Below are 22,585 nucleotides of genomic sequence, written 5' to 3' on the forward strand. Positions count from 1 at the left end.
CACGCTAAAAGGAACCTCGCAGGCTCCTGCGCGCAGGGGAAGGCGCGGCGAAGTGGCGCCGTATAATGAACCATTCCAATTTCCCCGGCCCGGCCTCATGTCCGACCTCGCCAACAAGCGCTTCGTCCTCGGTATGACCGGCGGCATCGCCTGCTACAAGATCTGCGAGCTGGTGCGGCGCCTGACCGAGCGCGGCGCGACGGTGGACGTGGTCATGACCGAGGCCGCGACGCACTTCGTCACGCCGGTCACGATGCAGGCGCTGTCGGGCCGGCCGGTCTACGTGGACCAGTGGGATGCGCGCATGCCCAACAACATGGCGCACATCAACCTGACGCGCGGGGCGGACGCGGTATTGATCGCGCCTGCCAGCACCGATTTCCTGGCCAAGCTGGCGCACGGCATGGCGGACGACCTGTTGTCCACGCTGTGCGTGGCCCGCGCCTGCCCGCTGCTGGTGGTGCCGGCGATGAACCGCGAGATGTGGGCCAATCCGGCCACCCAGCGCAACGCCGCGCAGCTGCGCGCGGACGGCGTCACGCTGCTGGGCCCGGCCGAAGGCGATCAGGCCTGCGGCGAAGTCGGTTCCGGCCGCATGCTGGAACCGCACGAGATCCTCGAGGACCTGATCGCCCACTTCCAGCCCAAGGTGCTGGCCGGCAAGCGGGTGCTGGTCACGGCCGGCCCCACGTCCGAACCCATCGACCCGGTACGAGTGCTGACCAATGTTTCCTCGGGCAAGATGGGCTATGCCATCGCGCGCGCGGCACGCGAGGCGGGCGCCGAGGTCACGCTGGTGTCCGGCCCCACCGCACTGGCCGCGCCACGCGGGGTGCGCCGGGTGGACGTGACGACCGCGCGCGACATGCTCGATGCCGTGATGGCTGGCGTGCCGGATGCCGACATCTTCGTGGCCGTCGCGGCGGTGGCCGACTGGCGGGTCAAGGAGCTCAGCGCCAGCAAGCTGAAGAAAACCGACGGCCGGCCGCCGGCCCTGGAGTTCGTGCAGAACCCCGACATCCTGGGCACCGTGGCGGCCCTGCCGCGCCCGCCCTATTGCGTGGGCTTCGCCGCCGAGACCGAGGACCTGGCCCGCCATGCCGCCGAGAAGCGCGCGCGCAAGCGCGTGCCGCTGCTGGTGGGCAACCTGGCCCAGGACGTGCTGGGCCGCGACGACACCACCCTGGTACTGTACGACGACGCCGGCGAACATCCGCTGGCCCGCCTGTCCAAGCTCGCGGCCGCGCGGCAGCTGGTGGCAGAAATCGGCCGGCGCGCCGGCTCGTGAACGATCCGAGGAGGACCGTCATGCCCTTCGACGCGGAACCCCCCAACGGCGACTACGCCGCCTATATCGACAAGATGGTCAATCGCGGTGCCGGCACGCCGGGCGCGCAGGGCCTGCTCAAGACCGGCACGGGCGGCTTCCGGCCGGCGCTGCGGCTGCCGGGCGCGCAGAAGGACACGCGCAGCCCCGGCCAGCAATACACCGCGGGCACCGGCATCCCGTCCGCGCCCACGGCGCCCTCTGCACCCTCGGCCAACATGCCGGCCGGCGTCAGCGAGCCGGCCTCGCGCGCCACGCTGGCGGCCCAGGGCAACAGCGCGGTCAAGGGCACCGTCCAGATCCTGCTGGGCGTGCTGTTCGGCTTCCTGACCATTGGCAGCATCGCCGCGGCGCTCATGGACCACGACCCGCTCGAACCCTTCAACATCGTCCGCACCCTCATCCTGTTCTTCGTCGCGCGCTCGCTGTTCCGCCGGGGCCGCCAGACGCTGCGCGGCGCTCAGGGCATACCCGGCACGACGCTGCCGCCCTTCGTGCCTCCCAACCGCAATCAACGCTCCTCCCATCGCAACGCATGAAATCCGTAGACCTGAAGATCCTCGACGCGCGCATGCGCGACTACCTGCCCGCCTACGCCACCCCCGGTTCCGCCGGCCTGGACCTGCGCGCCTGCCTGGATGCGCCGCAGACGATCCAGCCCGGCCAGACCGTGCTGGTGCCGACGGGCCTGGCCGTCCACATCGCCGATCCCGGCTACGCCGCGATGATCCTGCCGCGCTCGGGCCTGGGCCACAAGCACGGCATCGTGCTGGGCAACCTGGTCGGTCTGATCGATTCCGACTACCAGGGGCAGTTGATGGTGTCCACCTGGAACCGTGGCCAGGAAGCGTTCGTGCTCCAGCCCATGGAGCGCCTGGCGCAGATGATCATTGTGCCGGTGGCCCAGGTGAGCTTCAACGTGGTGGACGATTTCACGGAATCCGACCGCGGCGCGGGCGGGTTCGGAAGCACCGGCAAGCATTGACCGCGCGTCCATGGCGAAGACCGACGGCGCGGGCGCCGAGACCGACCTCGAGGCAGTGCGCATCTACGAAGCGCTGCGCAAATGCATTTTCCAGGGCGAGTTCCAACCCGGCCACGAGCTGAACCAGGTCCATATTTCCCAGAAATATGGCGTCAGCCGCACGCCGGTGCGCGAGGCGCTGCGCATGCTCCAGGCCGACGGGCTGGCCGAGGCGCGGTTCAAGTACCGGATGACGGTCACCCAGCTCACGGCCGAGGAAGTCGACCAGATCTACGGCCTGTGGATCGCCTGCCAGGCCATCGCCACCCAGGTTTCCATGGGGCGGCTGAGCCGCGCCGAACTGGCCGCCTGCAAGAAGGTGGTGGACAGGATGTCGCGCCAGGGCGACGAGCAGTCCAGCCACTGGCGCGACCTGCACCTGGATTTCCACCGTCGCCTGAACCGGCCGGCGGGCAGGATGTACATCGACAAGATGGACGAGTACTGGCACCGGACCGAGCGCGCGCGCTACTCGCTCGAACAGACCTCGCCCTCGCTTTTCGCCGACGACCACGGCGACCATGCCGGCCTGCTGCACGCCTACGAAACCGAAGACCTCCAGGCGGCGCAGCGCATCCAGACCCTGCAGCTCGTGCGCTCGGCCACCGCTTCGATCAAGCTGATCGACCCCGACTACACGCCGGTATTCATGCAGAACGCGGTGGCGGTCCTGCGCGTGCGCCTGTAGTCCGGGGCGAGGTTCAATCCATGAAGCGCCCGCCGGACATGTTCAGCGTTTCCCCCGTGATGTAGCCGGACAGGCGCGAGGCAAGGAACAGGGCGGCCGCGGCGGCCTCCTGCGAGCGTCCCACGCGTCCGACCGGAATGCCCTTGAGCACGTGCTCCAGGTCCTCCCCCGTCTTGGTCACCTGGACGTCGAACAGCGCCGTGGCGATGGCGTTGACCGTGACGCCCTGCGGCGCCAGTTCCGCCGCCAGCGAGCGGGTGAACGCGATCAGGCCGCCCTTGGCCGCGGCATAGGGGCTGACCCCCGGGTGGGCGCCGGTCTTGCCCGACATCGAGCAGAACGACAGCAGGCGCCCGAAGCCGCGCTGCGCCATCCGGGCCGCGGCATCGCGCAGCAACAGCACGGGCAGCACCAGTTCGTCACGCGCGACCTGGGCATACAGCGCCGGATCGATGTCCAGCGCCTTGCCCACCGATACCGGCGGCGAGACGAAGACCAGGGCATCGAGCGGCCCATTGGCGGCTTCCACCCGATCCAGGAAATCGCCGATCGCGGCCGGCTCCGCATGCACCGGCACGCGGTCGCCGGGCATGTCCGCGACGCCGCCGGGCGACAGGTATCCTGCATGGACCCTGGCCCCATGCGCATCGAAGCCGTCGACCACGGCGGGCCCGACGCCGCCCTCCGCTCCCACCACGAGCACCGACATGCCAGTGACGTCGATCACCGCGGGAAACTGCTGCGCCCCTGTCCGCATCGCCCTACTCCTCCGCCTTGATGTTGTATTGCGCGATGACTTCGCCGTAGCGCCGGAATTCCTTGCCGACGAACTCGCGCATCTCGGCGGTCGTGGACGGCCGCATCGTCAGCCCGAACTTGTCGAGCTGGCCGCGGACGGGTTCGTTGCTGACGATCGCATGGATGTCGCGGTACAGCTTCTCGGCAACCGGCGCGGGCACGCCGGTCGGCAGCATGAAGCCGTACCACGCTTCGGTCGAGAAATCCTTCACGCCCAGTTCGGCGAAGGAAGGAATGTCGGGCGCATGGGAGTTGCGCTGCTCGGCCCCCACGCCCAGCGCCTTCAACTGGCCCGAGGCGAGATAGGGCTTGACGGTATGAGTGGCGATGAAGAACGCCTCGACCTGGCCGCCGATCAGATCGGTCACGGCCGGGGCCGTGCCCTTGTACGGCACGTGCAGGAATTCGGTGCCCGTCTTCTGCTGCAACTGGGCGATGAAGATGTGCGAAGGCGAGCCTATGCCGGCGCTGGCGAACGCCACCTTGCCGCGATTGGCCTTGGCGTAGTCCAGGAACTCCGTCAGCGTGTTGAAGCGCGACTTGCCCGAGACCACCAGCGTCATGTCGCCATAGCCCGCGATGATCAGCGGCTGCAGGTCGCGCATGGGCACGAAGGTATCGGACTTCATCAGGTGCGCGGTGACCGAGATGTTGCTGCCCATGACGCCGACGGTATAGCCGTCGGGCTGCGACTGGGCCAGGACCTGGGCGCCGACGTGGCCCGACGCCCCGAGCCGGTTCTCCACCACCACCGGGACCTTCCAGACCTTCGCCAGCTCTTCCCCGACCAGGCGGGCCAGGCGGTCAGGTCCGGTACCTTGCGAGAAGGGCACGATGAAGCGCACGGCCTTGTTGGGGAAGTCGTCGGCCAGCGCCAGGGACGAACTCGCGGCACAGCACAGGACAAGCAGGAATTTCCAGACTGAACGGGTAAGCATGGCAAGGCCCTCTCATAGAAGCTCTACACGGCACATCCACCGCCAAGCACGCTGCCTGCGCGGCATCCAGAGGCGATGGCTTTCAGGCCACCGTCTCGTCCACCAGTTTCCGTACGTCGACGCAAGCATCGAGATTCGCCACGGCCGAGATCAATGCCTCGGCCTGCGCGGCCCGGCCTGCGCCCAGGTTTTCCTTGAACTTCTCGACCAGGGTGTCGAACGAGATCGGCACGCCGGCCGACCCGGGCGCGGCCTCCCGGCCGCCGCTCCAGCGATTGCCGGCCTCGTCCTCGATCACCACTTCCGACAACAGGTTGGACGGCGAAGCCTGCTCGGCCTGCACCAACCGGACGCGGCCATCCAGCAGCCGGCGCAGCTCGGGCGATTCGCGCAGCGGCGCCTCGAAGCTGGCGGGGCCGATGCCGCCCTGCACCAGCGCGGCCGCGACGATGTAGGGCAGGGAATGGTCGGCGGCCTCGCGCGTGCGGGGCGCGAACGGATCGACGCGGATCTCGTACAGGTGGCGATATACCCCGGGGTCGGCATGCACGGTCACCTTGGCGATCGTGCCGGACGACCGGCCGGCTTCCTGCCATGCGGCACGCGCGCGCAGGGCCGACTGGATGGCGCTCTGCGCGCGCGATCCGACCGGCCAGCGCTTGAAGCTTCCGCGGTCGATGCCTTCGAAGCGCTCGATGCCTTCGAAGCGCCGCATGGCCTGTTCCGCCTCGTCGGGGGTAACCTGCAGCTTGGCGAGATAGCCGAACTTCCCTTCGAAGGGGCGAACCACGCCCTCCACGCCGCACTTGGCCAGGTGGCAGGCGTAGATCGAGTGCCGAACCCCGTCGCCGCCGTTGAAGCGTTTCCACATGGTCAGCTCGCCATGCGCGTCGAACTCGGAAGACTCCGCTTCCAGCGACGGATAGTTCGCATTCACGGTGATCGAGAACGCCTGCCGGAACTGCGCATGATCGAGCTCCAGCATGTCGCCGACCGCGGCCGTGGCGCCCAGCGCGGTCAGGCACGGGTAGTCCCAGCCGGCACGGTCGGGATCGATGTAGTCGCTCATGGCGACGATCATCTCGTAGCCCAGGCACAAGGCCCGCGTCACCTCCCGGCCCCCCGCGCCGGCCGACTCGGCCACCGCGATCACGCCCGTCAGGATGTCGCTGGGATGGGCGCCGCCCAGGCGGCCGAGATAGAAATCGTTGAAGTCGTAGGCGCGCAGCGGCGGACTGTTGAGCAGGGCCGCATGCTCGATGCCGACGCGCTCGCCGGTTCCCCACAGCCGGGCCCCGCCCGCGGGCACCGGAAAGCAGGCGGCAAACTTGCGCGCGCACCGGGCGGCGCGATGGTCCAGCGCACCCAGCACCACGCCGAACGAGTCCAGCACGATCTTCCTGACGGCCTCGCGACAGGCGGCATCGATCTCGAAGCGGCGGGAACGGATGCAGAACGCGGCCAGGCGATCAAGAAATGCATCGTTGGGAGAGACGGCGTGCATGCGGGATTCCTGTGGAAAACGGTTGACGGGGGATCAGCGGGTGATGCGGTACTTCTGCGTGCCCAGGCCGGCGATGCCCAGTTCGATCAGCTCGCCGCCCCGCAGGTAGCGCGGAGGCTTCATGCCCAGGCCGACGCCCGCCGGCGTGCCGGTGATGACCAGGTCGCCGGGCTCCAGCGTCATGCACTGGCTCAGGTAGCTGACGATGGCCGGGCAGTTGAAAATCATCTGGCGGGTGTTGCTTTGCTGCACGCGCTCGCCGTTCACCGAGAGCCAGATGTCGAGCGCGTGCACGTCGGCGATCTCGTCCCGGGTCACGAGATAGGGACCGACGGGACAGAAACGGTCGAAGCTCTTGCCCTTGTCCCACTGGCCGCCGCGATCGAGCTGGAAGGCCCGGTCGGACAGGTCGTTCGCCAGCACGTAGCCGAAGATGTTGCCGGCCGCATCACGCTCGGACACGTCGCGGCAGGACTTGCCGATGACGATGCCCAGCTCGACCTCCCAGTCCATCTTCTCGGCCTTCGCCGGCTTCGGTACGTCGTCATACGGTCCCGACAAGGTCGACGGCGCTTTCATGAACACCACGGGTTCGGCCGGAATCGCCATGCCGGATTCCTTGGCATGGTCGACGTAGTTCAGGCCGATGGCGATGATCTTTCCCGGCCGCGCCAGCGGCGGTCCCAGGCGGGGTGTTCCATCGATCCGCGGCAGCCTCTCGGCATCGACCGCGCCCAGGCTGTCCTGGAGGCCGCGCACCATGGCCTGCGGATCGATGTCCCGCAGCAGCCCGGACAAGTCCCTCAGCCCGCCCTGCCCGTCCAGCATGCCCGGCCGCTCGCATCCTTCGGCGCCGTACCTGACCAGCTTCATGTGCTGTGCTCCCTGAGTATCAATAAATGAAGGCGAGATTGCCTTGCCACCCGGCGCGGTCGAGCAGGTGGACGCGTTTCTCGTGGATCCGGAATCCGCCGTCGGCCCGGCGCAGCAGATAGTCGACGCGGGCCACGATGGCGTTCTTCTCGCCCAGGCCGACCTGGGTCCAGTCGCCGCCGCGGATCTCGTGGATCAACTGGCTGCTCGATACGGACCAGAGACCGCCGCGTTCGCCGGCTACGACGTTCGAGACGAAGTGCAGCGTGCGCGACGGCGGCTGCTGCGCCGGAAACCAGTGATTGACCAGGTGATACACGCGCTCTTCGCGGGCCATCCTGTCGTCATTGACGATGGCGGCCTGCCGGCCGGGCTGCGCCTGGTCCACCAGCGGCACGATGTAGAGCCCGTCGTCGTCGAACAAGCCGAGCCAGTCGTCGAACTGCCTGTCGTCCAGCAATCGGGCTTCGCGATAAATGAACTGGGTGATGTCTTGCAACATTGCGCTTTCCATGCTCGGTTCCCGCCTCAAGCGTGCTTCGATGCCTGCTGCATCATTTTTTTCCAGGCCCGCCAGAGAGCGCGCTGCGGCGCTTCGCTGGACGGCAGGCCCCGGTAGTCGCCGCTCTCGGTCCGCTCATCGCTGTCCATGCCGCGGTCGAACACCAGCCATTCCACGCTGCTGGCGCGCAGGCCCTGCGTCACGCGCGCGAATATCTCGGTGTCGTCGGTCATGCCGAACCCCGACGGCCCATAGAACCGCTCCTGGCTGCGCAGCATGCCGGCGTTGAATGCCTCGGGCGCGCCTTCGATCTCGTACGGGTAGATCAGCACCTCGGTCTCGTCGACCGAGATCGGGCGCCAGACCCGGATCTGCTGGTGGATCATGCCCATGCTGGGGAATACGGTGGAGGTCGCCTTGGAGGTGATGCCCGCGAAGGCCGCTTCGCCATGCCTATCCAGTAGCTCGCGATACATGCGTCCGAACTCGCCGTCCAGCAGATAGCCGGGATCGGCCGCCGGCACGCGCGCGAAGCCATGCCCTTGCCGGCAGGACCAGGTCTCGCCGCGAAAGCGCTGCTCCCGCATCTCGCGCGAACTGCGTCCCTTGTGCACGCCGAAGTCGCCGGTACTGTCGCCGTATTTCGCCTGCAGCTTCACGAAGGCGCCGTGGGTGTGCATGAAGTGATAGGCATCGACGATGTTCTCGGTCTGCAGCTTCCAGTTGCCCCGGTATCGGCAGACATAGGGCTTGGAGGCGATCGCGATGCGGCCCACGGGCGAGAGGTCGAGCTTGGCGTCGATGACGGTCTTGAGTTCGCCCAGGTAGGAAGCCAGCGGCTGGATGTCCGCATCGAGCGACACGAACAAGAGGCCGCGATAGCTTTCCAGCCGCGGCACGCGCAGCAGGCCTTCCGGTTCGATGAAGTTGGCGCCATAGCCGCCCGGGTCCCCCCGTTCGGACACCAGCCGCGTCCTGCCCGCGAGGTCGAAGATCCAGCCGTGGTACGGGCACCGCATTTCCTGCACGGTCCCCTGGTGCTCGCGCAGCAGCGTCGCGCCGCGATGCACGCAGCGGTTGAAGAAGGCGCCGATCTTTCCTTCCTTGTCGCGGATCACGACGATGGGCTGGCGGCCGACGTATGCCGTCTTGAAACTGCCGGCCGATGGAAACTCGGTCTCGTGTCCGACGTAGATCCAGGTCCGCTCGAAGATGTGCTTCATCTCCAGCTCGAAGACTTCCTCGTCCGTGTACGCCTCGGTGCGAACGAGGAATTGCTGCCCGGGTATCTCGCGGACGTAGTCCCCAACATCGATCTCTGGTGTCCTGCTCATGCTTGCCTTTGACACTATCTCTGTCGTGAAAAAGTGGATACACTTTTAGTCTGTTGGCAGCCAGAATCTTTGTCAATCACTTTTCGTACGAATCCACGCCCATGCGTGAAAACCCCCAACGGGAGGCAGTCATGTCGAAAGTCCTGCGCCTAGCGATCGCCGAGAAGCGAACCGTGTTCGGCGGATGGTGTGCCCTACCTTGCGCGTTCGGCGCGGAACTCCTGGCCGCGGAAGGACTGGACTACGTCTGCGTGGACCAGCAGCACGGCCTGATCGACTATGCCGAGGTCACGCCCATGTTCACCGCCATCGAACGCGCCGGCGGCATTCCCGTGACGCGCGTGCCGGCCGCGACGGACTGGATGATCGCCAAGGCGCTGGACGCCGGCGCGCAAGCCGTGATCGTGCCGATGTGCGAGACGCCTGCGCAGGCGGCCGCGGCCGTCGCGGCCTGCCGCTATCCGCCCGCCGGCATCCGTTCCTACGGCCCCATCCGCTCGGCCCTGGTGCGGCAGGCGCGCGATACGGCCACGCTGGGCGACGAGCCCATGTGCTTCGTAATGATCGAAAGCCGCCGGGGGCTCGACAACCTGGAGGCAATCGTCGCCACGCCGGGCCTGGACGGCATCTATGTCGGTCCCGCCGACCTGGCGCTGGGCCTGGGACTGGAGCCTGACCTGGACAAGCCGGAAAAGGAACACGCCGACGCGGTGGCGGCCATTCTCGAGGCCTGCCGCCGCCATGGCCGCGTGGCCGGCATCCAGTGCTCGGGAGGCGCCTCGGGACGCCGGTATGCCGACCAGGGATTCGGCTTCGTCACCATCGCCAAGGACAGCGCGCTGCTCCAGGCCGGCACGCGGCAGGAACTGGCGCGGGCGCGCGGCGACGCGGCCAATCCCGCGGCATCGGGCTATACCTGAAGCGATCGTTGCGGATCGTCGACATGCCAATAAATTTACCCGGGTGATATTGCAATTTCATTTTTACCCGGGTAAATTATCGCCACATTCTTTCTTGTGGTGAATGCCATGCCTGCCCTTACCTGCACCGCCTTCGGCGGCCACCGCCTGCTCGCGAGCGGCCCCTTGCGCGACGTCGCGCTGGCCGTGCGGCGTGCCGCGCGCGCGCCGGACCACGCGCCGATTCTCATCTTCGACGACGCGACCGGCAAAGCCTTCGACATCGACACGCGCGGCTCGGAACGCGAGGTGCTGGCGCGCCTGGGCCCGCCGCCGTCGGCCGCCTCCGACGAAGCCAGCGCCGCCGGCGAGCCCGCGGCCCCGCGCGGCAAGGGCCGCCCCAAACTGGGCGTGGTCGCGCGCGAGATCACCTTGCTGCCCCGCCACTGGGAATGGTTGAATGCCCAGCCCGGCGGCGCCTCGGTGGCGCTGCGCAAGCTGGTGGAGGAAGCACGCCGCGCCCACGCGGGCCAGGACGAGCAGAGGCGCGCGCGTGAAGCGGCCTACCATTTCATGTCCGCCATGGCGGGCGACCTGCCCGGCTTCGAGGAAGCCGCCCGCGCCCTCTTCGCGGGCGACGGCGAGCGCTTCGCGGCGCTGCTGCGCGACTGGCCGGCGGACGTGCGCGACTACGCGCTGCGCCTGGCGGCGGACGCTACCCCTCGATGACGGCCACGACCTGGCCTTCCTCGACCGGGTCGCCCTCGCCCACGCGCAGCTCCAGCACCGTCCCGGCGACAGGCGCCGGGACGGGGATCTCCATCTTCATGGATTCGACGATCAGCAGCGCCGCTTCCGCATCCACGTTCGCCCCCACGGAAGTCTCCACCTTCCATACGGTGCCGGTGATCTCGGATTGCACTTCGATACGCGCCATGGCGCCCTCCCCTGTCGATGTTCCGCGGGCTCACGCAGCGTTCGCCGCGGCAGCCGCCTTCATGTCCCGCACGACCTCGGCCGCCAGGCCGGTGTCGATATCCGCGTTGACGAACCGTTCGTTGCGCAGCAGCGCGAGCACGAACGGAATATTGGTCTTGACCCCTTCGACCACCGTGGCGCGCAGGGCCTCTTCCAACGCGGCGAGCGCGCGCGGGCGATCCTCCGCATGCACGATGAGCTTGGCGATCATGGGGTCGTAGTACGGCGTGACGCGGCAGCCCTGGGTGTAGCCGGTCTCCACCCGTATGCCGGCACCGGACGGCCATTCCAGCCTGGCCAGCGGTCCTGGCGAAGGCAGGAAGCGCAGCGGGTCCTCGGCATAGATGCGCGCCTCGATCGCGTGGCCGTTCAGGCCGATCGAGGGCGGCAGCACCGCATCCAGCCGCTCGCCGAAGGCCAGCCGCACCTGGGCCTGCACGAGATCGATGCCGGTGACCTCCTCGGTGACCGCGTGCTCCACCTGCAGCCGCGTGTTCATCTCCAGGAAATTGAAGCCGCCCTCGCCGTCGTACAGGGTCTCGACCGTGCCGATCACGTCATAGCGCATGTCGGCCAGGATGCGGGTGAGGCGATCGGCCGCGGCGGCCAGCGCGGCGCGCGGCAGGCCGGGCGCCGACGCTTCTTCCACGACCTTCTGGTGGCGCCGCTGGACCGAGCATTCCCGTTCGTACAGATGCCGCACGTTGCCGTGCCGGTCGGCCAGCACCTGGAACTCGATGTGCCTAGGCCGCTCGACCAGCCGCTCCAGGTAGAGGTCTGCGCAGCCGAAGCTGCGCTGGGACAGCGAACGCGCCTGCGCGACGGCGGCCAGCAGTTGCGCGTCGTCGTGCGCGGCCAGCATCCCTATGCCGCCCCCGCCGCCGGCGGGCTTGACCAATACCGGATAGCCGATGCGCCGCGCGGCCGCGAGGGTCGCTTCGGCATCCTCGTCCAGCAGCCCGGAACTGGGCCCCAGCGGCATGCCGCGCGCGGCCATCAGGTCGCGGGCCCGGGTCTTGTGGCCCATGGCCTCGATCCAGTCCGCGCCGGGCCCGATGAAGGTCGCCCCCTGGGCCGCCACGCGGCGCGCGAAGCCGGCATTCTCGGACAGGAATCCATAGCCGGGATGCAGGCCGTCGGCCCCCGTCTCGGCCAGCACCGCGAGCAGCGCATCCTGGTTCAGGTAGCTGGCGCGCGCATCGGCCGGACCGATCGCTCGGGTCTCGTCGGCCCACGCCAGGTAAGGCAGATCGCGGTCCGCCTCGGAATACACGGCAACGGTACGGATGCCGAGCTGCTTGAGCGCGCGCAGCACGCGGGCCGCGACCGCGCCGCGATTGGCCACCAGCACCTTATGGAACATGGCGCTCGCTCCTCATGCCGCCTCCTTGGGTTCGCCGCAGGCCACGATGCCGCGCTCGACCAGCGCGTCGATCTCGTCGGGCGACAGTTGCAGTTCATCGGCCAACACCTGCCGCGTATCCTGGCCCAGGTCCGGCCCGGTGTGCATGATCCGCCCGGGGGTGTCGCTCAGCCTGGGCACGATGCCGGGATGATGCAGCGAGCCCAGTTCGGGGTGCGGGATTTCCGGCAGCATGCCGCGCGCGGCGAACTGCGGATCCTCGAAGATGTCGGCCATCGTGTAGACCCTCGACACGGGCACTTCCGCCTCGAGCAGCATGCGCTCGATCTCGCTGCCGTCGTGCTGCAGCGTCCATTCGCTGACGACGCTGTTGCAATAGGGGATGTTCGATCCGCGCGCGCGGATCGAGCTCATGCGCGGGTCCTCGATCAGTTCCGGCCGGCCCATGACCGCGATCAGCCGCTCGAAGGTGGGATTGCTGTTGGCCGCGATCAGTACATAGCCGCCGTCGCGGGTGGGATACAGGCTGTTGGGTGCCATGTTGGGCAGGTTGGGCCCCACCCGCTTGGGGATCAGGTTCAGGGTCTTGAAGGCGGGCACGTAGACTTCCATCTGCGTGAAGGCCGTCTCGTACAGGGCCACGTCCACCACCTGCCCCTTGCCGGTGCGGGTCCGGTTCAACAGCGCCGACACCGTGCCGAACGCGGCATAGACCGCCGACAGATAGTCGGTCGTGGCCACCGCCACGCGCGCCGGCGGCCGGTCGGGATCGCCGGTCAGGTGGCGCACGCCGGCCATGGCCTCGCAGATCGCGCCGTAGCCGGGCCGCATCCGGTAGGGACCGGTCTGGCCATAGCCGCTGATGCGCACCATGACCAGGCCCGGGTTGTCGCGCGACAGGTCCTCGTAGCCCAGGCCCAGCCGCTCCATCACACCGGGCCGGTAGTTCTCGACCAGCACGTCGGTCTTGGCCGCCAGCCGGCGCACCAGGTCCCGGCCTTCCGCGGTCTTCAGGTCGATGACCATCGCGCGCTTGTTGCGCAGTGCCGTGGCGGCGTACAGCGACACGTCGCCCACGTGCTTGCCCATGTTGCGTAGCGGATCGCCGCTGGGCGGTTCGATCTTGATGACGTCCGCGCCGAAATCCGCCAGGATGCGCCCGCACGCGGGGCCGGCCACCGTGGAGCAGATCTCGATCGCCTTGTAGCCGCTCAGCGGGCCGGGATGCCCGGTCAGCCTGGCATTGCTCATTTGCCCGCCCCCAGCAATCCCAGCTTGGCGACGATCTCGCGCATGCTCTGGTACTCCTCTTCGTAGAACCGCGCCGCGTCGCGGTGTCCCATGAAATTGGGCCGGCTCTGGTTGGTCTCGGCCAGTTGCTCCCACATCGGCGACTGGCTCATGCGCCGGCACATGTCTTCCCAAAACTGGATCTGGTCCTCAGAGATGCCCTTGGCGGCGACGATGCCCATGGCCGAGCTGAAGGTCGAATCGATGCCCTGCTCCTTCCAGGTCGGCACGTCGGCGAACTGGCCGCCCAGCCGCTGGCCGGCACTGACCGCGAGCACGCGGATCTTGCCGGCCTTCTTCAGCGCGATCACGTTGGGCGTGGTCGCGGCCACCACGTCCAGGTGGCCGCCGACCAGCGCGACCATGGACTCGGCCGAGGACTTGAACGGCGCCACCACGAGCTTGCGCACGTCCACGCCTGCCGCGCCCAGGGCCTTGGCGGTGCCGATGTGGATGTGGTTTCCGATGCTGGTGGCCACGCCTATGCGCTGGCTGGCGGGATCCCTGCGCAGCCGCTCGGCCAGGTCGGCGGCGGACTGTATGGGCGACTCCGTGCGCACCGCCGCCACCACGAACTCGTCCTGGATCACGGCGATGGGGGTCAGGTCCCGATGCGGCAGGATGTCGAGGTTGCCCGTCAGGTAGCTCGAGATGTAGCCGTGGGAATTGATCGACAGGTAGTGCGGATCGGCCCGTTTCTGCAACAGTACCTCGAAGGCGATCTTGCCGTTCGCGCCTGGCTTGTTGGTGACCAGGAAGGTCTTGCCGCCCGGCACGTGGCTCTCGTCGTAGAACTGCTTCATCGCGCGGCCGGTCTGGTCCAGCGCGCCGCCCGGCCCGGCCGGCACGACGAACTCCACGTTCTGGTCGGGCCGCCACGCACCCCACGCCGGCCGTGCGGCCGCGCCCAGCAGCAATCCTCCCATGCCCGTCCCCAGCGCGGCGATCACGCGGCGGCGGCCTTGATAGATAGTCTCCATGCTTCCCTCCTGACGGGAATGTGTTCTACGCTGGCACTTCGGTCTCCAACAAACGGCGGATCTCCCGCCAGTTCTCTTCCAGGCGACTGGCGAAAAACTGTTCGGCGGCGTCGGCATCGCCGCGCCGGATGGCATCGATGGCGCCGCGCCACAGGACGAGGGAACGGCGGCGCCGCTCACACGACCGCAGCCCCAGGCTGGTGTAGCGCAGCATCTGCATGGACAGCGAGGCGATCAGCGGGAACAGGCGGTCGTTGCCGCACAGCGCCGCGCACAGCAGGGTCATCTGCGCCGCGGTCTCGCCGTAGCGGCGCGCGGTGGCCGGGTCGTCGGCCGTCTCGCCCAGGGTGCAGAAACCGATCTCCAGCAGTTCGAGCAGCCGCTCGGGGCGGTGCTCGGCGGCACGGCGCCCGACCAGGCGCACCAGGCTGGCGCGCACCTCGAACAGGTCCTGGATTTCCTTCTGCGCCAGGAAGGTCGCGCGGGCGCCCCGCCTGGCGTGTATGCGCACCACGCCCTCGCGCTCCAGCAGGCGCATGGCCTCGCGCACCGGACTGCGGCTGACGCCGAACTGCTGGCCGATCTCCTGTTCGCGTATCCATTCGCCCGGTGCGATGGCATGCGAGATGATGCGGTCGCCGACGCTGGCCGCGATCTGCTCGGGCAGCGTCAGCGTATTGGACGGCCCGGCGAACACCCACCAGAACGCGATGGGCGTGCCGCGGTCCTCTTCGAAGGCCTGCAGGAACGCCGCGGCGCGGCTGGTGTCGGGCGGCGCGGGCCGTGCCGGTGTCACGGGCGCACTCCCGCGCGCAGCTTGGGGCCCAGCGTGGTCCGCAGCCGGCCCTGCGCCGCATCGATGAACTGGCACAGGTAGGGCCGCGTCTCGCGGGGGTCGATCAGGTCCTCCACCGCGAAGGCCTCGGCGGTGCGGAATGGCGAGGACAGCGCCCGCAGCTCGGCCTCGATCTCGGCTTCGCGCGCGGCCGGGTCCGCGGCGCCCTGGATGTCGGCACGGTAGGCCGCCTTGACGCCCCCTTCGATGGGCAGCGAACCCCAGCTGGCGGACGGCCAGGCGATCTTGAAGTTCAGCCCCGAGCGGTCGATCACGCTGCCGCCCGCGACCCCGAAGCACTTGCGCACCAGCACCGTGTAGATCGGCACCGTGGCCTGCGCCAGCACGTAGCGCTGCTGGATGCCGAAGCGCATGATGGCCTCGGATTCGGACTCGACCCCGATCAGGAGACCGGGCACGTCGACGAAGAAGATCAGCGGAATGTTGAAGGCATCGCACAGATCGATGAAATGCGTCTGCTTGCGCGCCGCCTTCACGTCTACGATGCCGCCGAACATGGGGTTGTTCGCCACCACCCCCACGACCTTGCCGTTCATGCGCGCCAGCATCGTGATGACGGCCCGGCCGAAGCCCGGCTGGATCTCGAACTCCGACCCGCGGTCAACGACCATGCCCACCAGCTTCTTCATGTTGTAGGCCTGCCGCTCGGACCGGGGCACGATGTCCACCAGCGCGTCCTCGCAGCGGTCCACGGGGTCGCCCGACATGAGCACGGGCGGCAGCTCCCAGGCGTTCTGCGGCATGTACGACAGGAAGCGCCGGATCTGCGCCAGGCAGGTTTCCTCGTCCGGCGCCACGTTGTCGATCGTGCCGGCGGTGTCGGCGGCGATCTTGGCGCCGCCCAGGTCGTTCTTGTGCAGCTTGACGCCGAAGGCGCGCTCGACCACCGGCGGGCCGGCGGCGAAGATCTGGCTGCTGTCGCGCACCATGACGGTCCAGTGGGCCAGCATGGCGCGCCCCGCCGGGCCGCCCGCCACCGTTCCCATGACCGCGCTCACCACGGGCACCATGCCCATCAGCGACACCGAACGCTCGAAGCCGTCCTGGCCGTAGCCTGGCGTGACCGAGTAGCCCTTGCGCTTGACCGTGTTGACGGTGCCGCCGGTGCCGTCGATCAGGTTGACCAGCGGAATGCGGTAGTGGAAGGCCAGGTCCTCGACGAAGCCGCCCTGCCCGCCCTTGCGGCGGTCGCTGCCGAAGCCGGTGCCGGCGCGGATGGTGTAGTCCTCGCCCCCCACCGCCACGGGCCGGTCGGAGATGCGGCCCAGTCCCATCACATAGGGCGCGGGCTCGAAACCGGTCAGCTTGCCCTCCGTATAAACGGCCCGGCCGGCCAGTTGCCCGACCTCCTGGAACGACCCGGCGTCCAGCAGCTTGTCGATGCGTTCGCGCACCGTCAGCTTGCCGGCCGCGTGCTGGCGTGCCACCGATGTTTCGCCGCCGCATGCCCGCGCCAGTTCCCGCCTGCGCCGGATCTCGTCCGCTTCCGCCCGCCAGCTCATGCCGTCTCCTCGGACCGGTGAATGTCTGTCCCACTATAATTGCCTTCTTTATTATTGTCGACAATTTTATTGAACAACAAAAAGGGCGCCCCCCTGGGGCGCCCCGTACCGTGCTTACCTGCTCTTGCCTTCGCCCTCGTAGGCGAACTTGCCGTCGCGCACGATGCCCATGACGCGCGAGCGTTCGTCGAACCCCTGGTGGTCGCTGGCCGAGATGTTCAATACTCCGTTGGGTACGGTCAGGTTGGTGGTCGATTCGATCGCGTCGCGCAGCGCGGCGCGGAACTCCGGCGTGCCGGGCTTGGCGCCCTTCTTCAGCGCGCGTCCCACCGCATCGTCCAGCAGCATCCAGGCTCCCCAGGCGTCGCCCGCGAACTGGGTGACCGAACCGGCGCCGAACTTGGCCTCATAGCGGTCGACGAACTCGGTGGCCACCTTCTTGACCGGGTGCGAGGCCGGCAGGCCGTGCGCCACCACGCCGGGGCCGGTCGGGAACAGCGTGCCTTCCACCGCCTTGCCGCCCAGGCGCAGGAACTCGGGCGTGGCGATGCCGTGGGTCTGGTAGAGCTTGCCCCGGTAGCCGCGGTCCACCAGCGTCTTCTGCGGCAGCAGCGCCGGGGTGGACGAGGCGGCCACCAGGATGGCGTCGGGCTTGGCCACCATCAGCTTGAGCACCTGTCCGGTCACCGAGGTATCGGTACGGTTGTAGCGCTCGTTGGCGACGACCTTGATGCCGGCCTTCTGCGCCAGCGGCGAAAACTCGTTCCACCAGCTCTCGCCATAGGAATCGTTGAAGCCGATGAAGCCGACCGTCTTCACCCCGGCGCGGGCCATGTGTCCGACGATGGCGCTGGCCATGAGCGAATCGTTCTGGGGCATCTTGAAGGCCCATCTGCGCTTGGCGTCGGCATGGGGCTCGATGATGGAGGCATTGGCCGCCAGGGCCACCATGGGCGTCCTGCTTTCGGCGATCACGTCCAGCACCGCCAGCGCGGCCGGCGTGGTGTTGGGGCCGACCAGGACGTCGATGCGCTGCTCGGAAGTGAGCTTGCGCACGTTGGTGACGGTGTTGGTCGGGTCGGACCCGTCGTCCAGGATGATGTAGTTGGCTTTCTCGCCGCCCAGCGTGGGCGGCCACATCATGACCACGTTCTTGGAGGGAATGCCGATCGCCGCCGCCGGGCCGGTGGTGGCGAGATCGATGCCGACGGTGATGTCCGCTTTCGCGGCCGTTGCCAGCGCCAGCCCGGCCAGCAGGAAGCCGCGCAATGCCCATGATTTCATTTGAACCCCCGGAATGAGAACCGGCCGGAAAAAACCCCCGCGATGGGGCCGGCCATGTCCGCTAGTTTACGCCGCCGGGGGGCCGGCGGGCGGCCGCTTCCGGGTCATTCGAGCAGGTCGGCCCCCAGTTCCCCCGAGGCGATGCGCACATCCACCTCGGCCTGCATCACCGCCTCGAGCAAGTCCAGGTAGGTGTTCTTTTTCTCGGCCACGGCCTGGATCGCATCGACCAGGTCGAGGATGCTGCCCCGGCCCAGCGTGTAGGAATCCTGCGCCATCTGCCGCAGGCGCGGGATCATGGACAGGCCTTCCTTCTCGAAGCGGTCGGCCAGCTGCTGGCGACGGTTGAGCTGCTCGGTGGCGCGGCGCAGTTCGCTTTCCGCGGCCACGACGATGGCCCGGCTGCGCAGGCGCATGCCGTCGGCCTCGGCGGCCGCGCGCGCGATGGGCCCCTGGTTGCGGTCGAACAGCGGAATGGCCACCGACACGCCGTACTCGGTGCTGCGGCCCTCGTTGTTGTTCAGCCGGCCGACCATGAAAGTGGGCGTGGGATAGGCCTGGCGCCGCTCGGCCTCCAGCTGCTTCTCGGCGAAGGCTTGCTGGGCCAGCGCCGCGCGCACCGCGGGCAGGCGGTTCTGCGCCTGCGGCCAGATGGCGTCGAAACTCAGGGCATTCCAGTGCGAGACGATGGAACCGGCCGCGCGCGGCCGCCACGCCGGCGCGCCGACACTGGCCGCCACCCGGGCGGATGCCTGCAGCGTCTCGGCCTGGGCCTGGGCCAGTTGCGCATCCAGCGAGGCGCGCTCCACCTCGAGCCGGGTCAGATCGTAGCGGCTGCGCGCCCCCGCCTGGACCTGGCCTTGCACGATGCGGAAGGCACCTTCCAGGTCGTCCTTGGCGTCCAGCCAGCGCTTCTCGCGCTCCTGCGATACCAGCAGCGACATGAAGTCCCGGGCCGCATCCTGCAGGGCCTGGGCATAGACCAGCCGCAGTTGTGCCCGGGCCGCCTCGACGCCGCTCTTGGCGCTCTCGATGCGGGCGCCGCGCTGGCCGAAGATCGGAATGTCCTGCGAGATGGTGGTTTCCTTCTCGCCCCGCTTGTGGGTATAGGCCACGCTGGGGTTGGAGAAGGTCTGGGCCGTCATCAGGTCGGCCTCGGCCATCGCCACCTGCGTGCGCTCGGCCTGCAGCGCGGGGCTGGAGGTCTTGACCAGTTCCAGCAGCTGGGGCAGCGACACTTCGGTGCCCAGCGCCGGGGGCAGATCGGCCGCGCGCGCCGCCGGCAGACACAGCGCGACCAGCAGGATACCTAGATACTTACGCATTTTCGTTGTCCATAGATGCCGCGTCGCGCTCCTCGGCGGTCAGCATGCGCCTGGGTCCCAGCCAGGCATACAGCACGGGCAGCACGAACAGCGCCACCAGCGGCAGCACCGCCATGCCTCCCACCACCACGGAAGCGAACGGACGCTGGGTCTCGCTGCCCACGCCGGTGGACAAGGCCATGGGCAACAGGCCGATCAGGCCCAGCAGCGCCACCATCAGGATGGAGCGCATGCGCTCGGCGGCCCCCTCGATCAGCGCGGGAACCAGCGCCACGCCCTCGCGCCGCAGGTTCTCGACCGCGCTCAGGACCAGCAGGCCGGCCAGCGCCACCTGCCCCAAGAGGGCGATGAAGCCGATCGCCGCGCTGATGGACAGATCGATGCCGGTCAGGTGCAGCGCGACGATGCCGCCTATCATGGCGAACGGCGCGGTCAGCAGGATGATGGACGCGCTGCGCGCGCTGCCCAGCGCGCTGAAGAGCAGGACGAACACCACCAGCAGCGACAGCGGCACGACGATCTTCAGGCGGGCCGAGGCGCGCTGCTGGTTCTCCCACTGGCCGCCCCACTGGGCGATGTAGCCCTCGGGCATCTTCACGTCCTTCTTGAAGGCGGCGATGGCCTCTTTCACGACCGAGCCCATGTCGCGCCCCTGGACGTTGAACTTCAGCGCCATGTAGCGGGCGTTGCCCTCGCGGAAGATCGAGGAGTTGCCCACCTTGAAGCTGATGCTGGCCAGGGCGTGCAGCGGCACGTAGGTGCCGTCGGGCGCCGAGACCTGGATCTCGCGTATGCGTGCCTCGTCCATCCGGTCCACGTAGGGCAGGCGCACCCGCACGGGCACGCTGCGCTCGCCTTCCCAGGCGGTGGTGACCACCTTGCCCGCCAGCGCGGTCTCGACGGCGGTGTCGGCCACTTCCATGGAAATGCCGTAGCGCGCCAGCGCGTCGCGGTTGAACTCGATGTGCAGTTGCGGGGCCGGCGCGTCGCGGTACAGGTCCAGGTCGACCACGCCATCGATGTGGCTGACGGCCTCCTTGGTCTGCTGCAGGATGCCGCGCATGGTCTCGATCTCGCTGCCGAACACCTTCAGCACCACGTGGCCGCGCGCGCCCGAGGTCGATTCCTCGACGCTGTCGCGGATGGGCTGGGCGAAGTTGAACTGCACGCCAGGGATGTCCGCCAGGGACTGGCGCATCTGGGCCACCAGTTCGTCCTTGGTCAGGCCCTTGCGCCACTGGGCGCGTTCCTTCAGGCGCACCAGCACCTTGGCGACGTTGATGGTCTCGTTGTCGGTGCCGTCTTCCGGCCGCCCCTGCTCGCTGGTGACGGAGATCGCCTCGGGCACCTCCTTGAGCCGCATGCGTATGGTGCGCAGCAGCTCCTGCCCCTTCTCCAGCGAGATCGACGGCGGCATCTGCACCAGCACGTAGGCGTCGCCCTCGTCCAGTTCGGGCAGGAACTCGGTCCCCAGTTGCGAACCCGCGTACAGCGCCAGCAACAGCGCGACGACGGCCACGGCGAACACGTTGCGCCGGTTGCGGCGGCTTTCCAGCACGCGCGCGATCCATCCCGAATAGGCATGGTGCATGCGCAGGAACACCGCCGGCTCGGGCGCCACCACGTCCTTGGGACGCAGCAGCAGCGCGCACAGCGCGGGCACCAGCGTCAGCGCGAACACCAGCGCGCCGACCAGCGCGAAAGTGTAGGTCATGGCCAGCGGGCGGAAGATGCGGCCTTCGATGCTTTCCAGCGAAAACACGGGGATCAGGGCCGCGATCACGATGGCCATCGCGAACAGCGTCGGCTTGGCCACCGACATGGCGGCCTCGATGATCAACTCGAACATGTCGCGGCGCGAGGCGGGTTTTCGCAGCCTGGCCTTGTGGATGATGGCCTCGGTCAGCACCACCGCGCCGTCGACGATGATGCCGAAGTCGATGGCGCCCATGGAGATGAGGTTGGCCGGCATGCCCAGGAAATGCAGGCCGACGAACGCCACCAGCAGCGACAGCGGGATGACCACCGCGACGATCAGCGAACCGCGCAGGCTGCGCAGGAACAGCCACAGCACGCCCACGATCAGCGTCGCGCCGAACAGCAGGTTGTGATAGACGGTATGCAGCGTATGGCCGACCAGGTGCGAGCGGTCATAGCTGGGCTCGATGCGCATGCCCGTGGGCAGCATGTGCGCGTTGATGTCGTCCACCTTGGCGTGGACCTGGTCCAGCACCTTGCTGGGATTCTCGTCGCGCTTGAGCAGCACGATGCCTTCGACGATGTCGTCCTCGTCGTTCATCCCCACCGAGCCCTGGCGCGGCGTGTAGGACTGCACCACGCGGGCCACGTCCTTGACGCGCACGGGGGTGTTGTTGTGCACGTCCAGCACGATGGTCTCGATGTCGCGCGGCGTGCGCAAGAGGCCGATGCCGCGGATGATCAGCGATTGCTCGCCGCGGCGCAGCAGCCCGCCGCCCACGTTCTGGTTGGACTTCGAGACGGCCTCGACCACCTGGTCCAGCGTCAGGTTGTGCGCCATCAGCTTGGCCGGATCCACCTCGATGTGGAACTCCTTGACGAAGCCGCCCATGCTGACCACATCGGCCACGCCCTGGATCTGCTTGAGGACCCGGGCCACGGTCCATTCCTGCTCGGAGCGCAGCTGGGCCAGCGTGTGGCGGTCGCTGTTGAGCCGGTAATAGAAGATCTTGCCCAGCGGCGTGTTGTCGGGCGCCATCTCCGGCGTCACGCCGTCGGGCAGGTCGGCCGACGGCAGCCGCTGGGTGACCTGCACCCGCGCGTCGAAGCTCTTGGTCTTGTCGTCGAAGACCATGGTGATCATCGACAGGCCGAAATAGCTCTCGGACCGCAGCGACACCAGCCCGGGCGTGCCGTTCAGCGCCCGCTCGAGGGGAAACGTCACCTGCCGCTCGACCTCTTCCGGCGCCAGGCCGGGGGCGAGCGAGATGACGCCCACCTGGACGTTGGTGACGTCGGGATAGGCCTCGATGGCGGTGTTCAGGAAGGCGTAGACGCCGTAGATGGCGACGATCAGCGTCGCGGTCAGCGCCACCAGGCGGCGATGAACCACCAGCGCAATGAGTGAACGCATGGCGGATC

At 68.3% G+C, this 22,585-nt stretch carries 21 protein-coding genes; 6 read left to right on the forward strand and 15 right to left on the reverse strand.

All coding sequences use genetic code 11. The features are described from left to right. Nucleotides 1–97: 97 nt before the first annotated feature. From coaBC to N5K27_RS15565, 4 genes are read left to right on the forward strand one after another with little or no spacing between them, the layout of a single operon-like run. Nucleotides 98–1,288 (forward strand): bifunctional phosphopantothenoylcysteine decarboxylase/phosphopantothenate--cysteine ligase CoaBC, encoded by a 1,191-nt coding sequence (coaBC, locus tag N5K27_RS15550; protein WP_279817427.1) that lies wholly within the window; start codon nt 98–100, stop codon nt 1,286–1,288. Between the two features lie 20 nt (nt 1,289–1,308). After that, nucleotides 1,309–1,866 carry a hypothetical protein gene (locus tag N5K27_RS15555; protein WP_087839599.1) on the forward strand — a complete coding sequence of 186 codons (558 nt, stop codon included), beginning with the start codon at nt 1,309–1,311 and terminating at the stop codon, nt 1,864–1,866. Further along, nucleotides 1,863–2,312, forward strand: coding sequence for a dUTP diphosphatase (gene dut, locus N5K27_RS15560; RefSeq protein WP_087839600.1), 450 nt, complete (start codon nt 1,863–1,865; stop codon nt 2,310–2,312). The genes N5K27_RS15555 and dut overlap by 4 nt, the downstream gene beginning before the upstream one ends. A 10-nt stretch (nt 2,313–2,322) precedes the next feature. Continuing rightward, nucleotides 2,323–3,039, forward strand: a complete 717-nt coding sequence (locus tag N5K27_RS15565) for a GntR family transcriptional regulator (RefSeq protein WP_087839601.1) — start codon at nt 2,323–2,325, stop codon at nt 3,037–3,039. Between the two features lie 13 nt (nt 3,040–3,052). On the opposite strand, the gene N5K27_RS15570 is transcribed toward N5K27_RS15565, so the two are convergent. The 6 genes from N5K27_RS15570 to N5K27_RS15595 form a co-directional block, all read right to left on the reverse strand. Next, complete coding sequence (locus N5K27_RS15570; RefSeq protein WP_132979318.1) at nt 3,053–3,796, reverse strand: SDR family oxidoreductase; 744 nt, start codon at nt 3,794–3,796, stop codon at nt 3,053–3,055. A gap of 4 nt (nt 3,797–3,800) precedes the next feature. After that, a complete protein-coding gene (locus N5K27_RS15575; RefSeq protein ID WP_087839603.1) occupies nt 3,801–4,775 on the reverse strand; it encodes a tripartite tricarboxylate transporter substrate binding protein in 975 nt (324 codons plus the stop codon). Between the two features lie 82 nt (nt 4,776–4,857). Then, nucleotides 4,858–6,279: an MmgE/PrpD family protein gene (locus N5K27_RS15580; protein ID WP_279817432.1), complete on the reverse strand. Its 1,422-nt coding sequence runs from the start codon at nt 6,277–6,279 to the stop codon at nt 4,858–4,860. 33 nt (nt 6,280–6,312) lie between these two features. Continuing rightward, nucleotides 6,313–7,152, reverse strand: coding sequence for a fumarylacetoacetate hydrolase family protein (locus N5K27_RS15585; protein ID WP_279817434.1), 840 nt, complete (start codon nt 7,150–7,152; stop codon nt 6,313–6,315). Nucleotides 7,153–7,171: 19 nt separating this feature from the next. Further along, a complete protein-coding gene (locus tag N5K27_RS15590) occupies nt 7,172–7,654 on the reverse strand; it encodes an aromatic-ring-hydroxylating dioxygenase subunit beta (protein ID WP_176400772.1) in 483 nt (160 codons plus the stop codon). A 26-nt stretch (nt 7,655–7,680) separates the two neighbouring features. Next, nucleotides 7,681–8,988 (reverse strand): Rieske 2Fe-2S domain-containing protein, encoded by a 1,308-nt coding sequence (locus tag N5K27_RS15595; RefSeq protein ID WP_087839607.1) that lies wholly within the window; start codon nt 8,986–8,988, stop codon nt 7,681–7,683. Between the two features lie 131 nt (nt 8,989–9,119). Between N5K27_RS15595 and N5K27_RS15600 the strand changes: the two genes are divergently transcribed. Beyond that, nucleotides 9,120–9,908, forward strand: coding sequence for an aldolase/citrate lyase family protein (locus N5K27_RS15600; RefSeq protein WP_165963076.1), 789 nt, complete (start codon nt 9,120–9,122; stop codon nt 9,906–9,908). A 108-nt stretch (nt 9,909–10,016) separates the two neighbouring features. Further along, nucleotides 10,017–10,616 (forward strand): DUF2239 family protein, encoded by a 600-nt coding sequence (locus tag N5K27_RS15605; RefSeq protein WP_279817438.1) that lies wholly within the window; start codon nt 10,017–10,019, stop codon nt 10,614–10,616. Here N5K27_RS15605 and N5K27_RS15610 read toward each other — a convergent pair. From N5K27_RS15610 to N5K27_RS15650, 9 genes are all read right to left on the reverse strand, one after another. Continuing rightward, nucleotides 10,603–10,824 (reverse strand): acetyl-CoA carboxylase biotin carboxyl carrier protein subunit, encoded by a 222-nt coding sequence (locus N5K27_RS15610; protein WP_087783379.1) that lies wholly within the window; start codon nt 10,822–10,824, stop codon nt 10,603–10,605. The two genes, N5K27_RS15605 and N5K27_RS15610, sit on opposite strands and share 14 nt — an antisense overlap. Nucleotides 10,825–10,854: 30 nt before the next feature. Continuing rightward, the gene (locus tag N5K27_RS15615; RefSeq protein ID WP_087839610.1) at nt 10,855–12,228 is read right to left on the reverse strand and encodes a biotin carboxylase N-terminal domain-containing protein; all 1,374 of its coding nucleotides are present in this window, start codon (nt 12,226–12,228) and stop codon (nt 10,855–10,857) included. Nucleotides 12,229–12,240: 12 nt separating this feature from the next. Further along, nucleotides 12,241–13,479: a CaiB/BaiF CoA-transferase family protein gene (locus N5K27_RS15620; RefSeq protein ID WP_279817439.1), complete on the reverse strand. Its 1,239-nt coding sequence runs from the start codon at nt 13,477–13,479 to the stop codon at nt 12,241–12,243. After that, nucleotides 13,476–14,498 (reverse strand): tripartite tricarboxylate transporter substrate binding protein, encoded by a 1,023-nt coding sequence (locus tag N5K27_RS15625; protein WP_176400773.1) that lies wholly within the window; start codon nt 14,496–14,498, stop codon nt 13,476–13,478. Before N5K27_RS15625 ends, N5K27_RS15620 begins: the two co-directional genes overlap by 4 nt. A gap of 25 nt (nt 14,499–14,523) precedes the next feature. Next, nucleotides 14,524–15,294, reverse strand: coding sequence for a GntR family transcriptional regulator (locus N5K27_RS15630; RefSeq protein ID WP_165963078.1), 771 nt, complete (start codon nt 15,292–15,294; stop codon nt 14,524–14,526). Next, nucleotides 15,291–16,856 (reverse strand): carboxyl transferase domain-containing protein, encoded by a 1,566-nt coding sequence (locus N5K27_RS15635; protein ID WP_087839614.1) that lies wholly within the window; start codon nt 16,854–16,856, stop codon nt 15,291–15,293. Before N5K27_RS15635 ends, N5K27_RS15630 begins: the two co-directional genes overlap by 4 nt. Nucleotides 16,857–16,970: 114 nt before the next feature. After that, entirely contained in the window at nt 16,971–18,140 is a 1,170-nt protein-coding gene (locus N5K27_RS15640; RefSeq protein WP_279817442.1) for an ABC transporter substrate-binding protein, read from the reverse strand. A gap of 104 nt (nt 18,141–18,244) precedes the next feature. Then, the gene (locus tag N5K27_RS15645; RefSeq protein ID WP_087839616.1) at nt 18,245–19,465 is read right to left on the reverse strand and encodes a TolC family protein; all 1,221 of its coding nucleotides are present in this window, start codon (nt 19,463–19,465) and stop codon (nt 18,245–18,247) included. Continuing rightward, nucleotides 19,458–22,577, reverse strand: coding sequence for a CusA/CzcA family heavy metal efflux RND transporter (locus N5K27_RS15650; RefSeq protein WP_087839617.1), 3,120 nt, complete (start codon nt 22,575–22,577; stop codon nt 19,458–19,460). The genes N5K27_RS15645 and N5K27_RS15650 overlap by 8 nt, the downstream gene beginning before the upstream one ends. Nucleotides 22,578–22,585: the final 8 nt, after the last annotated feature.

This window comes from Pigmentiphaga sp. GD03639 (genome assembly GCF_029845405.1).
GTDB lineage: Bacteria > Pseudomonadota > Gammaproteobacteria > Burkholderiales > Burkholderiaceae_B > Pigmentiphaga > Pigmentiphaga daeguensis.